General features: G+C 71.9%; 11 protein-coding genes and 3 tRNA genes. 11 read left to right on the forward strand and 3 right to left on the reverse strand.

Annotated elements, in window-relative coordinates; all coding sequences use genetic code 11:
• Window positions 1-37: 37 nt before the first annotated feature.
• Entirely contained in the window at window positions 38-658 is a 621-nt protein-coding gene (locus H291_RS0123735) for a bacterial proteasome activator family protein (protein WP_020017523.1), read from the reverse strand.
• A 94-nt stretch (window positions 659-752) separates the two neighbouring features.
• The gene (locus H291_RS0123740) at window positions 753-1,730 is read right to left on the reverse strand and encodes an NAD(P)H-quinone oxidoreductase (protein ID WP_026366060.1); all 978 of its coding nucleotides are present in this window, start codon (window positions 1,728-1,730) and stop codon (window positions 753-755) included.
• Window positions 1,731-1,873: 143 nt separating this feature from the next.
• Between H291_RS0123740 and H291_RS0123745 the strand changes: the two genes are divergently transcribed.
• The 5 genes from H291_RS0123745 to H291_RS0123765 all read left to right on the forward strand — a co-directional run bounded on the left by H291_RS0123745 (window position 1,874) and on the right by H291_RS0123765 (window position 7,895).
• Window positions 1,874-5,974 carry a HAMP domain-containing sensor histidine kinase gene (locus H291_RS0123745; protein ID WP_157237286.1) on the forward strand — a complete coding sequence of 1,367 codons (4,101 nt, stop codon included), beginning with the start codon at window positions 1,874-1,876 and terminating at the stop codon, window positions 5,972-5,974.
• A gap of 36 nt (window positions 5,975-6,010) precedes the next feature.
• Window positions 6,011-6,460, forward strand: a complete 450-nt coding sequence (locus H291_RS0123750; protein ID WP_020017525.1) for a roadblock/LC7 domain-containing protein — start codon at window positions 6,011-6,013, stop codon at window positions 6,458-6,460.
• Window positions 6,461-6,470: 10 nt separating this feature from the next.
• Window positions 6,471-6,881, forward strand: coding sequence for a DUF742 domain-containing protein (locus H291_RS0123755; protein ID WP_020017526.1), 411 nt, complete (start codon window positions 6,471-6,473; stop codon window positions 6,879-6,881).
• 172 nt (window positions 6,882-7,053) lie between these two features.
• Complete coding sequence (locus tag H291_RS0123760) at window positions 7,054-7,692, forward strand: GTP-binding protein (protein WP_420038577.1); 639 nt, start codon at window positions 7,054-7,056, stop codon at window positions 7,690-7,692.
• Window positions 7,693-7,810: 118 nt separating this feature from the next.
• Window positions 7,811-7,895 (forward strand) — tRNA-Ser (locus tag H291_RS0123765).
• A gap of 85 nt (window positions 7,896-7,980) precedes the next feature.
• Here H291_RS0123765 and H291_RS0123770 read toward each other — a convergent pair.
• On the reverse strand, window positions 7,981-9,702 hold the full coding sequence (locus tag H291_RS0123770; protein WP_020017528.1) for a GMC oxidoreductase: 1,722 nt from the start codon (window positions 9,700-9,702) through the stop codon (window positions 7,981-7,983).
• A 239-nt stretch (window positions 9,703-9,941) separates the two neighbouring features.
• Between H291_RS0123770 and H291_RS0123775 the strand changes: the two genes are divergently transcribed.
• The 6 genes from H291_RS0123775 (at window position 9,942) to H291_RS0123800 (ending at window position 14,168) form a co-directional block, all read left to right on the forward strand.
• A tRNA-Ser gene (locus H291_RS0123775) sits at window positions 9,942-10,033 on the forward strand.
• Window positions 10,034-10,216: 183 nt separating this feature from the next.
• A tRNA-Arg gene (locus H291_RS0123780) sits at window positions 10,217-10,289 on the forward strand.
• Window positions 10,290-10,709: 420 nt separating this feature from the next.
• Window positions 10,710-11,504, forward strand: a complete 795-nt coding sequence (locus tag H291_RS0123785; RefSeq protein ID WP_020017529.1) for an IclR family transcriptional regulator domain-containing protein — start codon at window positions 10,710-10,712, stop codon at window positions 11,502-11,504.
• Between the two features lie 71 nt (window positions 11,505-11,575).
• Window positions 11,576-12,769, forward strand: coding sequence for a thiolase family protein (locus tag H291_RS0123790; RefSeq protein ID WP_020017530.1), 1,194 nt, complete (start codon window positions 11,576-11,578; stop codon window positions 12,767-12,769).
• Window positions 12,766-13,491: a 3-oxoacid CoA-transferase subunit A gene (locus H291_RS0123795; protein ID WP_020017531.1), complete on the forward strand. Its 726-nt coding sequence runs from the start codon at window positions 12,766-12,768 to the stop codon at window positions 13,489-13,491. Before H291_RS0123790 ends, H291_RS0123795 begins: the two co-directional genes overlap by 4 nt.
• Before the next feature lie 11 nt (window positions 13,492-13,502).
• On the forward strand, window positions 13,503-14,168 hold the full coding sequence (locus H291_RS0123800) for a 3-oxoacid CoA-transferase subunit B (RefSeq protein WP_026366064.1): 666 nt from the start codon (window positions 13,503-13,505) through the stop codon (window positions 14,166-14,168).
• Window positions 14,169-14,696: the final 528 nt, after the last annotated feature.

Below are 14,696 nucleotides of genomic sequence, written 5' to 3' on the forward strand. Positions count from 1 at the left end.
CCGGCCCGCCGCCCCCGGAGCCGGGGGCGGCCGCGGGTCAGAGGTACTGGCCGGGCGTCCGGCGCTCGCCGGACTCCTCCTCGGAGGCACCGGGCAGGGTCGGGCCGCCGGGGCCGGCCGGGCCGAACGCCGCGGTGCCGGGCGGCAGGGCGCGCCGCATCTGGGAGAGCTGCGCCTGCGCCGCCATCTGCTGCGCGACGAGCGCCGTCTGGATGCCGTGGAAGAGTCCCTCGAGCCAGCCCACGAGCTGCGCCTGCGCCACGCGGAGCTCGGCGTCGGACGGCGCGGAGTCGTCCGTGAACGGCAGCGTGATGCGGTGCAGCTCGTCGACGAGGTCGGGGGAGAGGCCGTCCTCGAGCTCGTGGATCGAGCGCTCGTGGATCTCGGCGAGGCGGGAGCGGGCGGCCTCGTCCAGCGGGGCGTCGCGGACCTCGTCGAGCAGCCGCTTGATCATGCCGCCGATGCGCATGACCTTGGCCGGCTCCTCGACCTGGCCCACCACGGACTCGGCCTCGTCCGGCTGGCGCTCGTCGCCGGCGCCCTCGGGATCGCCCTCCGGCGGCACCGCGGCGCCGTCGGGCGTGACGACCTGTGGGTGCGCGGTGGGCGACTGGTCGCGTCGGTCGTCGGACTGGGGGGTGGCTCGCTCGTCGTTCATGGGTCCAGTCTTGCCCGAATCGACTGTCGGCTGCATTGCATTCTTGGACGGAGAACGAAATTGTCGACCATGCCTATATATAGGCACGCGTTGATCAGGGGACCAGGAGCACTTTGCCGAAGGCCTCGCCCGACTCGAGCAGGTCGTGTGCGGACTGCGCTTCCGAGAACGGGATTCGGGCATGGATCACCGGCCGGACCTGGCCAGATGCGAACAGTGGCCACAGGTTTTGTTCGGTATCGGCGACGATCCGCGCTTTCTCCTCAGGGGGCCGGGACCGCAGCAGGGTCCCGGTCACGGTCCCGCGCCGCGCGAGCAGCGCGCTGAGGTCGAGCTCGCCGCGCCGCCCCTGCTGCATCCCGATGACGACCAGGCGGCCGCCACGCGCCAGGGCGCGCACGTTGTCGCCCAGGGCGCCGCCGCCGAGCAGGTCGAGCACGACGTCCGCCCCGCGGCCGTCGGTGGCCCCGAGGACCTCCTCGACGAAGTCCTGCCGGCGGTGGTCGACGACGACGTCCGCGCCGAGCTCCGCGCACCGCGCCGCCCGCTCCGGGCCGCCCGCCGTGGTGACGACGTGGGCGCCGAGCGCCTTGGCGACCTGGATCGCGGTGGTGCCGATCCCGCCGGAGCCGCCGTGGACCAGCGCCCACTCGCCGGCGCGCAGACCGCCGACGCCGACCAGGTTGCTCCAGACCGTGCACGCCGCCTCGGGCAGCGCGGCCGCGTCGACCAGGTCCATGCCGTCGGGTACGGGGAGCACCTGCGTCTCGCGGACCACGACCTCCTCCGCGTAACCGCCGCCCTCGAGCAGCGCGACGACCCGGTCCCCGACGCGCCAACGCGACACGCCGAGTCCGACACGCTTCACAGTTCCTGATATCTCAAGACCTGGCCAGTCCGGGGCATTCGCGGGAGGGGGGTAGTATCCGGCCCGTTGTAGCAGGTCAGCACGGTTCACTCCGGCGGCTGCGACGGTGATCACCACGTCGCTTTGGCCAGCATTCGGGTGATTCAGGGATGAAATGGAGAGTTTCCCTGATGGCCCCGCTCCGGATATCGTGACGGCTCGCACATCGATGAAGCCTACTTCCGTGTGGCCTCACGAGGGTCGCCAGCGGAAACCGGGTGCCGGTAACTTGTACGCAGCACCGAGGGTGTTCGGCGGGCACCAAGCACGCCAACCCCCTTCCGGATCAGTGATGGAGAGAGGTACGCATGTTCCGCAGGTTGGGAGTGCGCGGGAAAGTTCTTGCGACACTGGTCACGCCTGCCGTCGTCCTGGTCATCGCAGCGGCGTACATCATCGGCCTCTCGGTGGCCGACGCGATGCGCGCCCAGCAGACGGCTGATCTAGTCGCTGCGCTCGAGTACCAGGACCACGCAGGCACCGCGTTCGCGCAGGAGCGCTATCTCAACATCGTCGCCATGATCGACGACGGCGACGCCGGTAACGCGGCCCGTCTCGCTCTGCTGCAGGGGACCCCTGAGCTGGGCGAGGACGGCAAGCCGGTCACCAACGACGACGGCGAGACGGTCTGGGCGGCTCCGGCGGCCCAGGCACAGACGATCAGCGCCCTCGACAAGCGCGACGACGAGCTGCTGGACATCGACATCTCGATGCTGGACCAGCGCGTCAAGGACGCCGTGACGCAGACCATCCAGGACCGCGCGGCCATCACCGAGGTGCAGAAGAAGGTCGCCGACGGGCGCCTCACCGAGAAGAACGCGACCGAGGCCTACGGCACCTACATCGACGGTGCCCTCGAGGTGATGGACGCGATCGCGGACACCTCGGAGGACCGCGACCTCGGTACCCGCCTCGAGGCGTACCACTCGATCGACCAGCTCATGCTGACGAACACCTACGAGCGGCCGATCGTGAGCCTGGCCCTCGGGATCTTCACCTCCTACCCGGCCGACCAGGCGGAGGCCGCCTCGCGGTCGCTGGCGCTCCGTGGCGCCGACCTGGTCAACCTCGGTGACCGCGAGTGGGACGCCACGCAGGACCTCTTCGACCGCATCCCGGGCGAGTACCAGGTGCCCGGCATGGACGGCGTCTACGGCACGGTGCGCGGCTACGTCGCCCGCGGTGACCTCGCGGCCATCCAGCAGGCGCAGATCGGGGCGTTCTCCACCGAGTCGGCGAAGTGGGTCGACGAGGGCCGCATCGTCCGCGACGCCGTCCGCGAGGACACCGCGGGCTTCGCCCAGGAGCGCGCCGACGTCGCCGCGAACCGCGCCTACCTCACCGGTGGCGTCGCGATCGCGGCCCTCGGCTTCTCGGTCATCATGGCCCTCGTCATCGCCCGCCGCCTGGTCTCCCCGCTGCGCCGCCTCACCCAGGCCGCCGGCGTGGTCCGTGACCGCCTCCCCACGCTGGTGGAGCAGGTGTCCGTGCCGGGTCAGGGCCCGAGCATCGACCTCGACCCGATCTCGGTCGAGTCCTCGGACGAGATCGGCCAGCTGGCCGCCGCGTTCAACGACGTCAACCGCACGACCATCGACGTCGCCCGCGAGCAGGCAGCCCTCCGTGGCTCCATCGCCGAGATGTTCGTCAACGTGGCCCGCCGCGACCAGGTGCTCCTGAACCGGCAGCTCGCGTTCCTCGACGACCTCGAGCGGTCCGAGGAGGACCCGTCGACGCTGTCGAACCTGTTCCGCCTCGACCACCTCGCGACCCGTATGCGCCGCAACGCGGAGTCCCTGCTCGTCCTCGCGGGCATCGACTCCGGTCGTCGCGTGCGCCAGCCGATGCCGGTCTCCGACGTCATCCGTACCGCGTCGTCCGAGATCGAGCTGTACGACCGGGTCCGCCTGAACCTCGTCGTCGACCCGATGATGCTGGGCCACAACGCGCTGAACGCCGCGCACCTGCTGGCCGAGCTCCTGGAGAACGCGACGATGTTCTCCGAGCCGCACACCCCGGTCGAGGTCACCACGGCCCGCGACGAGCAGTTCGTCACCGTCGTGGTCCGCGACCACGGCCTCGGGATGAACCCGCAGGAGGTCGCGGAGGCGAACCGCAAGGTCGCCAGCCACTCCGCGTCCGACGCCGTCGGCGCCCAGCGCCTCGGCCTCTACGTGGTCGGCCGCCTGTCGGACCGCCTCGGCGCCCAGGTGACGTTCGGCGCGGGCGAGGGCGGTACCGGCACCGAGGTGACGGTCCGCTTCCCGGCCGTGCTGTTCATGCCGGACAACGCGATGCCGCTGCCGATGCCGACGGACCCGCTGGAGGCCAACACGCAGGCGGCCGCCTCGCAGATGATGGGCGGCATGGCCACGGGCCCGGGCACCGGCGCGATGCGCGGTGCGGGCGCTCCCACCAACGGCTTCGGCTCGCCCGCCGCCCCGGCCACGACGGCCGTGCCGGCCCAGGGCGGCCTGCCCGTCCCGACGGGCACGTCGCAGATCGCCGCGGCCGCCTTCGCGGCCCAGCCGGCCCCGGTCGCGCAGCAGGTCGACATCAACGCCCTGACCGACGGCACGACGGCGCTCGGCCTGGCCCGGCGCCGCAGCTCGACGGCGGCGCAGCCCGTCGCCGAGACCACGCCCACCGGCTCGATCGTCCTGCCGGAGATCCAGACGCCGTCACTGCCGCAGGAGTACCAGGCCGACGACAACGCCTGGGCTCCGCCGTCGAACGTGTCCGAGGGCAGCTCGCTCCCGAGCCGTCAGCGCGCGCAGCAGCCGCCGGAGCCGGTCGCGCCGGTCTTCGAGGACACGACCCCGGCCGCCGTCGACGTGGACCAGCGCAGCGCGCTGTTCTCGAGCTTCCGGTCCCTGAACACGATCGACCCGGTCGAGGGCAGCACGCAGTCGCTGCAGCTCGACCCGATCACGCAGGACCCGGCAGCGCTCCCCGGCATGTCCGACACCGACGTGATGCGGTTCCCGGCGGCCGGTGGCGGTCGCTCGCCCGCGGCCCCGGCGCCGGCCCCGGCCCCCGCGCAGAGCTTCGGTGCCCTGCCGGAGCGCACAGCGGGCCCGTTCCAGGGTGACGACAGCCAGTCGCAGGCCTTCGGCGCCGAGGCCCCGGAGGGTCCCGACTCGTCGTTCGAGGCGCTGCCCGCGTTCGAGGAGCTCATGGCGGACCTGCCGAGCCGCCGCTCGACCGCGTCGAACGCCCAGCAGGGTGCCAAGCCGGCCCAGAAGCGTGGCCTGTTCGGCCGCCGTCCGGGTCAGCCCGCCACCGGCGAGCTGCGTGCCTACCAGCCGCAGGAGCAGCGTCCGGCATCGCGTCCGATCCAGACGGTCGCCGGCCCCGTGGCGGGTGCGCCGACCTTCGGTGCACCGGTCGTGCCGGCGCCGAACGTCGAGGCACCGGGCTTCCCGACGCAGAACTTCCCCACGCAGGCCCTCCCGGCGCAGAGCTTCCAGGCGCCGAGCGGTCCGCCGCAGGGCAACCCCGCCCCGCTGACCGGTGCCTTCCCGGCGCCGGCCCAGGAGGTTCCGCTCGCGGACCCGACCTACCAGCGTGGTTACCAGGAGGGCTACCAGAAGGCGGTCCAGGAGTCGCTGACGTCGGCGCTGCCGGCCATCCCGAACGCTCCTGCGGGCGGCACGGTCCCCGTGCCCATGCAGGCGCAGGCTCCGTCCCCTGGCAGCAACCCGTTCGTGGACGCGGCGCCCCGCGCGGCGGCTCCGGCCGCCCCGGTGGCACCCGCCCCGGCGGCTCCCGCCCCCGCGCCGGCGCCCACCGCGTTCGTCTCGGCCCCGGCCACCCAGGCCGTGCCGGTGGCGGACGTGCAGCAGGCCTTCGAGCCGCCCGTCCGCGAGTTCAGCGAGCCGTACCCGACGGGTGCCGTGTACGACCCGTCGTACGGTTCGTCCGCCCCGCTCGCGAAGCGGGCCGCCGGCACCGACGGCGACGGGAAGGACCCACTAGACCCCGAGTACGTGCGTGACTCGGTGGAGGCCCGGTCGGAATGGACCGCCTCGGCAGTGCTCTACGAGGAGATGACGAGCCTTCTCCGTCGCGGGGCTTATCAGGAAGATGATGTGAAAGAGAACGACTCGTACCGTCCGGCAGCCGTGAGCACCGAGGTTGCCAGCGGTGGGCTGACTCGCCGTACCCGTGGTGCCTCCGGCACCGGTGCGGACCCGGCCGTCGAGCGTCTCTCGGCTCGCATCGACCGTGATCCCGAGCAGCTTCGCTCGCGTCTCTCGGCGTTCCAGTCGGCCACCGCGCGTGGCCGGTCGGAGTCCGTGGACGAGGGCAAGTCGGAGCACGAGAACGGCAAGAACGGCGGTGGGGACTCGACGTGGGCACCCTCGACCGTGAATCATGTCCCTGACTCAGCGCCGCAGTCGCGGTGACAAGCGCGTCTGTGGATTCTGACTAGGAGGAACAGAGTGACCCTCAGCACCGAAGCAACCAATTTCGGTTGGCTGCTCGACAACTTCGTGCGTACCGTTCCCGGCAGTCGGCACACGCTCGTCGTGTCGGCAGACGGCCTGCTCATGGCGATGTCCGACCAGCTCGACCGCACCAGCGGCGACCAGCTGGCGGCGATCGTCTCCGGTATGTCAAGCCTCACGCGTGGAGCTTCTCGGCAGCTCAACGGCGGTAACGTCCGTCAGGCGATCATCGAGATGGACAACGGCTTCCTCTTCCTGATGAACGTCTCGAACGGGTCCGTTCTCGGCGTGGTCGCGGAGGCCACGTGCGACATCGGCCTCATCGGCTACGAGATGGCTCTCCTGGTGTCCCGTACCGAGGCCACGCTCACGCCGCAGCTGATCTCGGAGATGCGTGGCAGCCTCCCGGTCGATGGGCAGACCCGAGCCGCCAGCGTGGGATGAGGACTCGACCATGACGTACGCACCTTTCGGTTCCCAGGGGCAGGGGGACGTCCGTGAGACGTCCACCGTGCGCCCCTACGCGGTCACCGGAGGCCGGGTGCGGTCGGAGCTGTCCGACCTGCCGCTCGAGGCCCTCGTGGAGGTACTTCCCGGGGCAGTCAGCAGTTTCGGGCTGCCTCCCGAGAAGCGCGCGATCCTCCAGCACGCCGCGCACACGTACGTGTCGATCGCCGAGCTCTCGGCCCTTCTGCGGCTGCCCCTGGGTGTCGTCCGGATCCTTGTGGCGGACATGCAGGAGGAAGGGCACGTCACCGTGCACACCTCGACACCGGTTAACGTCCACACAGGCCACGGCAGCTCGAACTCGGGCCTGTCGCTGAGCGTCTTGGAGAGTGTTCTTAATGGCATTTCCGCCCTCTGACGGCGGGGCCCGTAGCGGTCCCAACTGGGCCCCGGTGTCGGGTAACGCCGGCACTGCGACCGCTTCCTCGAACGCGCCCGCGCGCCAGAGTGTGCTGGGTGGCGGCGGTGGCGCCGCGGCGCCCACCGCGCAGGCGTCCCGTCCCGCGCAGGCGCAGCCCGCGCCGCCGGTGATGCAGCAGGCGCCGGCGGCCAACGCCGGTGCGCAGCCGGCACCGGGCGCGCAGCCCGCGCCGGAGCGCACCGCCCCGACCGTCGTCAAGATCGTCGTGGCCGGTGGCTTCGCGGTGGGCAAGACCACGTTCATCGGGTCGATCTCCGACGTCGAGCCGCTGAACACCGAGGCTGCCATGACGGAGCACTCGGTCGGCGTGGACGACGCCGGTGGCGTCACCGACCGCAAGACCACCACCACGGTGGCCATGGACTTCGGCCGCGTGGAGCTGCCGGGCAACCTGTGGCTGTACCTGTTCGGTACCCCGGGCCAGGACCGCTTCCTCTTCATGTGGGACGACCTGGTGCGCGGTGCGATCGGTGCCGTCGTGCTCGTCGACACGGACCGCCTGGAGCAGTGCTTCCCGGCGATCGACTACTTCGAGTCGCGCAACATCCCGTTCGTCGTGGGCGTGAACTGCTTCGACGGCGTGGCCAAGCACCGGCTCGAGGACGTGCGCGAGGCGCTGCAGATCCCCTCGCACGTGCCGATGCTGTACACGGACGCACGCTCGCGCGCCGCGACCAAGCAGACGCTGATCGCGCTGGTCCAGCTCGCGATGCGCCAGCTCCGGTCGGGCGCACAGGCGCAGGGCTGAGCCGCACTCCAGCACCTCGCGGACGGCGGGCCACCCTGGGGGCGGCCCGCCGTCGCTGTTCCGCCGGACGCTAGACTGTGGGGCCGAGCCGGCCCGCTCGCAGGGGTGCCCGGCACCAGGAGGGCTGACAGAGCGGCCTAATGTGACGGTCTTGAAAACCGTTGTGGGGCAACCCACCGGGGGTTCGAATCCCTCGCCCTCCGCTCCCGCACCGCACGGCCGAGCGCCTGTCCTGTCCCACCCGACACTCGTCGGGCCGGACCGGGCAGGCGTTCTGTCGTACGGTCGCTAGCTGATGCCCACGATGGGCAGGCGCAGCGCGGCCGGCGCCGCCTCGGGCACGACCGGGGCCACGGGTCGTACGGGCTCGACCGGACGGTAGGCCGACCCGAGGGCGGGCCGCCCGTCCTCGTCGTCCGCATTGGGCCACAGTGCGCAGGCCCGCTCGGCCTGGGCCGTGATGGTCAGCGACGGGTTCACCCCGAGGTTCGCGGTGACGGCCGAGCCGTCCATGACGTGCAGGCCCTCGTGCCCGAACACCCGCAGGTACGGGTCCACCACGCCGTCGTCCGCGGCGGAGCCGATCGCGCAGCCGCCCAGGATGTGCGCCGTCAGCGGGATGTTGAACGGGTCGCCGATCGTGCCGCCCGCGATGCCCTCGACCCCGTCGTCACCCATCGTCTCGGCCATGCGGCGCACGGCCTCGTGGCCCTCGGGGATCCAGCTCGGGTTGGGCGCGCCCGTGCCCTGCCGCGACGTCATGAAGCGGCCGAAGGGGGAGCGGCGGGTCATCGTGGTCAGCGAGTTGTCGTGGGCCTGCATGACCAGCGCGATGACCGTCCGCTCGGACCAGCGGCGCCAGTCCATCAGCACGGGCAGCCACCTGAGGTTCTTGCCCATCTCGGCGAACCAGCGGAGGAACCGGAACGGTCCGCCGTCGACCAGGATGTGCTGCAGCGCCGCCATCACGTTGGAGCCGTGGCCGTAGCGCACGGGCTCGATGTGCGTGCTCTCGTTCGGGTAGAACGACGACGTGATCGCGAGCCCGCGCGAGTAGTCGGTCGAGCCGACCTTGTGCGTCATCGCGCCGAGCAGGGCCTCGGAATTGGTGCGCGTGAGGTGCCCGAGCCGGTCCGAGAGGCGGGGCAGCGTGCCGGCGTCCTTCATGGCGTGCAGCAGGCGCTGCGTGCCGAGGGTGCCGGCGGCGAACACGACCTGCCGGGCGGTGAACGTCCGGCGGCCGCCGAGCTTCCGGCCCGTGCGGTGGGTGCGGATCTCGTACCCGCCGCCCTCCGCGTCGGTCCGCGGCCGGACGACGTCGGCGGTGGTCAGCGGGTGCACCACCGCGCCCGCGTGCTCCGCCAGGTAGAGGTAGTTCTTGACCAGCGTGTTCTTGGCGCCGTGCCGGCAGCCCGTCATGCACTCGCCGCACTCGATGCAGCCCGTCCGTTCCGGCCCGGCCCCGCCGAAGAACGGGTCGGCCGCCCGGCAGCCCGGCGACGGCGACTCCGCGCCGCCGGGGCCGAAGTACACGCCCACCCGGGTGGGCCGGAAGGTGTCGCCCACGCCCATGTCGTCCGCGACGGACCGGATGACGTCGTCCGCCGGAGACCGCCCGTGGTACCTGACCACGCCGAGCATGCGCTCCGCCTGGTCGTAGTACGGAGCGAGCTCGGTCTTCCAGTCGGTGATGCGCGACCAGGCGGGGTCCGCGTAGAACGGGTCCAGGGGGCGGTACAGGGTGTTCGCGTACACGAGCGAGCCGCCGCCCACACCGGCGCCCGTGAGGCACAGGACGTTGCGCAGCAGCCGGACCCGCTGGATCCCGTAGCAACCCAGCGCGGGTGCCCAGAGGAACTGCTTGAGGTGCCAGGAGTTCTTGGCGAACTCGTCGTCCGCGAAGCGGCGGCCCGCCTCGAGCACGCCCACCCGGTAGCCCTTCTCCGTGAGCCGGAGGGCCGCGACGCTGCCGCCGAAGCCTGAGCCGATCACCAAGACGTCGTAGTCCATGACCGCGAATGTACCGCTTATTGACGCTGTGTGAAATACGCTGCCATGATGCGCCGGACGGCACCGAGGGTGCTGCACCGCCCGCCCGCGCCCACCTGCTTCGGAACGAAAAAATGGCGGGATCACGCGGCTGCGGCGCGGTCGGGCGGGCCGCCGTCCGTCCCGCTTTGCTCAGGCTGCCGTACGCCAGGTAGCCTGGGCCGCGCGGCACCGCCCTGCCTGGGTGGAGGCTGTCGCGAGGAGACGTCGCATAGTCAGGTCTAGTGCGCCACCCTGCTAAGGTGGTAACGGGGCAACCCGTTCGAGGGTTCAAATCCCTCCGTCTCCGCCAGGAAGGTCCCGGCCGCGCGTGACGCCCGGGGCCTTTTCTGTGGGAGACGCCGGGCTTCCGGACGGTTGTGACGGAGTTCTCCCCGGGAAGCACGGATTTGAGTTTGGGTCCGCGCCGAACAGGCTGTAATGTTCTCGTCGGTCGGCCGTGTGAACGGCGGACAGACAGCAGGTAGTACGACCAGCGCCCGTAGCTCAACGGATAGAGCATCTGACTACGGATCAGAAGGTTGGGGGTTCGAATCCCTTCGGGCGCACAGCAAGGAACGAGGCCCCGGTCAGCGGAAACGCTGACCGGGGCCTTTTCGTTGCCGACATGCCGACGACGAAGGTGACGCCGTTCCCCGTCAGGCTCCCCGCCAGATGGTCGCGGGCCTGCCCTCGGCGCCGCGCCGGCGGCACGTCGCGATCCGGTCACGGTTGCTTTCCGGGCCGTCGAACCATTGACCCGGCCTCGGGGCGATCGCTACCTTCGCGTGCGGCACACCCGTTCGGAGAACGACCAGGGCCGCGGGCGCCGGGGCTCAACGGTGCGCTCCGACGTCGGACCAGGGGAGGCCCGGGCGGGCGTGCTGCCAAAGGCGTGGCTCCCCGGCCGACGGGAGCGACCTGGTGCGGACAGCCGGATGCTCGGCCAGGATGCGAAGCGGACGCGCCGACGGCATGGAGGAATCCGGATGAGCGACATCGTGCAGGACCCCGGCACCCGGTCCGGTGAGTTCGTGCAGTCCCTCGAGCGCGGGCTGTCGGTGATCCGCGCGTTCGGCCCGGACCGCGCCCGGATGACGCTGAGCGAGGTGGCCCGCGCGGCCGACCTGAGCCGGGCGTCGGCGCGCCGCTTCCTGCACACGCTCGTCGAGCTCGGCTACGTCGTGACCGACGGGCGCGTGTTCGCCCTGCGCCCCCAGGTGCTCGAGCTCGGGTACGCCTACCTGTCCAGCCTCTCGCTGCCGGAGGTGGCCCAGCCGCACCTGGAGCGGCTCGCGGAGGACGTCGGCGAGTCGTCGTCCGTCGCCGTGCTGGACGGCGCCGAGATCGTCTACGTGGCGCGGGTCGCCACGCACCGCATCATGTCCGCGGCGATCCAGGTGGGTACGCGCTTCCCGGCGTCCGCCACGTCGATGGGGCGCGCGGTCCTGGCCCACCTGCCCAGCCGCGACCGCGACGACTTCCTGGGCGCCGTCGCCCTGGTGCCCCTCACGCCCCGCACGATCGTCGACGTCGAGCTGCTGCGCGCGGAGCTGGACCTGGTGCGCGACCAGGGCTGGGCGCTCGTCGACCAGGAGCTGGAGGAGGGGCTGCGGTCCCTGGCCGCGCCCTTACGGGACCGGTCCGGGCGCGTGGTCGGTGCGGTGAACGTGTCTGCCCCGGTGCGCCGCGGTGCGGTCGAGGAGCTCGTCGCCGAGTTCCTGCCGGCGCTGCTGCGCGCGGCCGCCGAGATCGAGGCGGATCTGGCCCGCACCCGCGGCTGAGCCCTGCGGTACCGTGGGCGTACGCATACGGAACTTGTGTGCGCACTGCGAACGTGCAGAGGTGTGAATCGATGAGCTCGGCATTCGTCTACGACGCGGTGCGCACACCCTTCGGCCGCTACGGCGGCGCGCTCGCCGGGGTGCGGCCGGACGACCTGGCGGCCTTCGTGGTCGGCGAGCAGGTCCGCCGGGCCCCCGGCCTGGACCCGGCCCGGATCGACGACGTGATCCTCGGCAACGCGAACGGATCCGGCGAGGAGAACCGCAACGTGGCGCGGATGGCCGTGCTGCTGGCGGGGCTGCCGCTGTCGGTCCCGGGTGTGACGGTCAACCGCCTGTGCGGCTCGTCGCTGGACGCCGTCGTCCAGGCGGCCCGTGCCGTGGAGACCGGCGACGCCGACGTCGTCGTGGCCGGCGGCGTCGAGTCCATGAGCCGTGCGCCGTGGGTCCTGCCCAAACCCGAGCGGGCCTACCCGGCGGGCGGCGCCGAGCTGGTCTCCACGACGCTGGGCTGGCGCCTGGTGAACAAGCGGATGCGGCCGGACTGGACGGTGTCTCTCGGCGAGGCCACGGAGCGGCTCCGCGAGAAGTACGGCGTCACCCGCGAGAGGCAGGACGAGTTCGCCCTGCGCAGCCACCGGCTCGCGCACGAGGCCTGGGAGGCCGGACGCTACGGCGACCTGGTCACCGCGTACCCCGGCACGGACCTGGCCCGGGACGAGCCGGTGCGCCCGGACGGCACCCTGGAGAAGCTGGCGGCGCTGAAGCCCTCCTTCCGGGCGGACGGCGGCACCATCACCGCGGGCAACGCCTCCCCGCTGACGGACGGCGCCAGCGCCGCCCTGATCGGCTCGGCGGACGCGGCGGACCTGACCGGCCTGGACCCGCTGGCCCGGATCGCGGGCCGTGCCTCGGTCGCCAACGAGCCGCAGTACTTCGGGTACGCCCCGGTGGAGGCCGCGGAGCGCGCGCTCGCGAGGAGCGGCATCGACTGGGTCGACGTCGGCGCCGTCGAGCTCAACGAGGCGTTCGCCGCGCAGTCGCTCGTCTGCCTCGACGCGTGGGGCGTGGACCCGGAGATCGTGAACGCGTGGGGCGGCGCGACGGCGCTCGGGCACCCGCTCGGCGCCTCCGGCACCCGGATCCTGGGCACGCTCGCGCGCCGGCTGGTCGCCGAGGACCAGCGCTGGGGCGTCGCCGCGATCTGCATCGGCGTCGGGCAGGGCGTGGCCGTCGTCCTGGAGAACGCGCGGACAGCCGCATGACCGTCCAGGTCGCGAGCACGGCCGGGGAGGCGCTGGGCGACGTCGCCGACGGCTCGACCGTGATGATCGGCGGCTTCGGACCGGCGGGACAGCCGGTCGAGCTCATCGAGGCGCTCCTGGAGCAGGGGGCCGGCGACCTCGTCGTCGTCTCCAACAACGCGGGCAACGGCGAGGACGCGCTGGCTCGGCTCATCCTCGAACGCCGGGTGCGCAAGATCGTCTGCTCGTTCCCCCGCCAGGTGGACTCCTGGCACTTCGACGCCGCATACCGCGCCGGCGAGATCGAGCTCGAGCTCGTGCCGCAGGGCAACCTGGCGGAGCGGATCCGCGCCGCCGGCGCCGGCCTCGGCGGCTTCTTCACCCCGACCGGCTACGGCACCCCCCTCGCGGAGGGCAAGGAGACCCGCGTGGTCGACGGCGTCCCGATGGTCTTCGAGTCACCCCTGCCCGCCGACGTCGCCCTGGTCAAGGCCTTCCGGTCCGACGGCGTCGGCAACCTCGTCTACCGGCGCACGGCCCGGAACTTCGGACCGGTGATGGCCACGGCGGCTCGGCGGACCGTCGCACAGGTACGGGAGGTCGTGCCGACCGGTTCGATCGACCCGGAGACCGTGGTGACCCCGGGTATCTACGTCGACGCCGTCGTCGCGCTCGACAGCGAGACCGTGCTGGCGGGTTCGCACCCCGGGACGCCGGCCTCGGCGCAGGGGTCGGCCTCGTGAGCGCCGAGACGATGGCTCCGGGCCCGCGGAGCGGGTCCCCTCTGTCCAAGGCGCAGCTGGCCGCCAGGGTGGCCGCGGACATCGAGCCGGGTTCGTACGTGAACCTGGGCATCGGACTGCCCACGCTCGTGGCAGATCACCTGCCGCCCGGCTCGGGAGTCACCCTGCACACGGAGAACGGCCTGCTCGGCATGGGCCCTGCCCCGGAGCCGGCCGACGTCGACCCCGAACTGATCAACGCGGGCAAGGTGCCGGTGACCGAGCTCGCCGGCGCCTCCTACTTCCACCAGGCGGACTCGTTCGCCATGATGCGCGGCGGCCACATCGACGTGTGCGTGCTGGGCGCCTTCCAGGTGTCGACGGCGGGCGACCTCGCCAACTGGTCCACGGGCCGGCCCGGGGCGGTGCCCGCCGTGGGCGGGGCGATGGACCTCGCGGTGGGTGCCCGGCGGAGCGTCGTCATGATGACCCTCCTGACCAAGGACGGTCAGCCCAAGCTGGTCCGGGAGTGCACGCTGCCGCTCACCGGTGTCGGCTGCGTGTCGCGGGTATACAGCGACATCGCCGTGATCGACGTCGGCCCGGCGCTGGCGGCGGACGGCGGTGCGCGCGTCGTCGAGTCCTACGGGGTCACGCGCGGGGAGCTCGAGGAGCTGCTCGGGCTCCGCCTGGGTTAGGCCGGCTCCTGCCGCTCGCTGCGGCGTGGCGCAGCGGGCCGTGGAACGCCGCCTCACGGCGGATGACGAAATCTGAACCAAAGATTACGTGGACATGGCCGACCGGGGGAGTTCTTGGTCTACGCCGGGCCAACGAGCCGCGGGCGGGGGCCGCCGGGCCCGTCTGACATGGCTCCCGCGCGTCCGCACCTGATGGCTTCTTGGAAAAACACCTGGTGAACAGCGCATCTGTGTCGGCTGTCACGCGCCGTGGCTTTGACGGACCCTGCGGGCTCACGTAATGTTCTCGTTGTTCGCCCGGCAGGGAGAGACGGACAGGAAGCGCGAAGAGCGTGACTGGCCGGTCCCGGGGCGGAAACCACCTCAAGATCTCAGGGGGCCTCGTGCGCTCTGGAGCCGGGGGTGGGCTTGCCGGACAGGCACCCCGATGCATGGATCCTGAACAGGATGCTTGCGCCGGGGAGCGTGGTAGGGTAAGTTACAGAGGTTGCCTCCGAACGAGGATGACGCGGTTCAGGCCGCGATCCT

Source organism: Promicromonospora sukumoe 327MFSha3.1 (assembly GCF_000385135.1).
GTDB classification, from domain to species: Bacteria; Actinomycetota; Actinomycetes; order Actinomycetales; family Cellulomonadaceae; genus Promicromonospora; species Promicromonospora sukumoe_B.

Excerpts from the sequence above, each read along its gene's own strand:
- H291_RS0123755 (WP_020017526.1), top strand. The coding sequence starts at position 6,471 with ATGACGTACGCACCTTTCGGTTCCCAGGGGCAGGGGGACGTCCGTGAG.
- H291_RS0123760 (WP_420038577.1), top strand. The coding sequence starts at position 7,054 with ATGCAGCAGGCGCCGGCGGCCAACGCCGGTGCGCAGCCGGCACCGGGC.
- H291_RS0123800 (WP_026366064.1), top strand. The coding sequence starts at position 13,503 with ATGGCTCCGGGCCCGCGGAGCGGGTCCCCTCTGTCCAAGGCGCAGCTG.
- H291_RS0123735 (WP_020017523.1), bottom strand. The coding sequence starts at position 658 with ATGAACGACGAGCGAGCCACCCCCCAGTCCGACGACCGACGCGACCAG.
- H291_RS0123785 (WP_020017529.1), top strand. The coding sequence starts at position 10,710 with ATGAGCGACATCGTGCAGGACCCCGGCACCCGGTCCGGTGAGTTCGTG.
- H291_RS0123790 (WP_020017530.1), top strand. The coding sequence starts at position 11,576 with ATGAGCTCGGCATTCGTCTACGACGCGGTGCGCACACCCTTCGGCCGC.
- H291_RS0123745 (WP_157237286.1), top strand. The coding sequence starts at position 1,874 with ATGTTCCGCAGGTTGGGAGTGCGCGGGAAAGTTCTTGCGACACTGGTC.
- H291_RS0123795 (WP_020017531.1), top strand. The coding sequence starts at position 12,766 with ATGACCGTCCAGGTCGCGAGCACGGCCGGGGAGGCGCTGGGCGACGTC.
- H291_RS0123770 (WP_020017528.1), bottom strand. The coding sequence starts at position 9,702 with ATGGACTACGACGTCTTGGTGATCGGCTCAGGCTTCGGCGGCAGCGTC.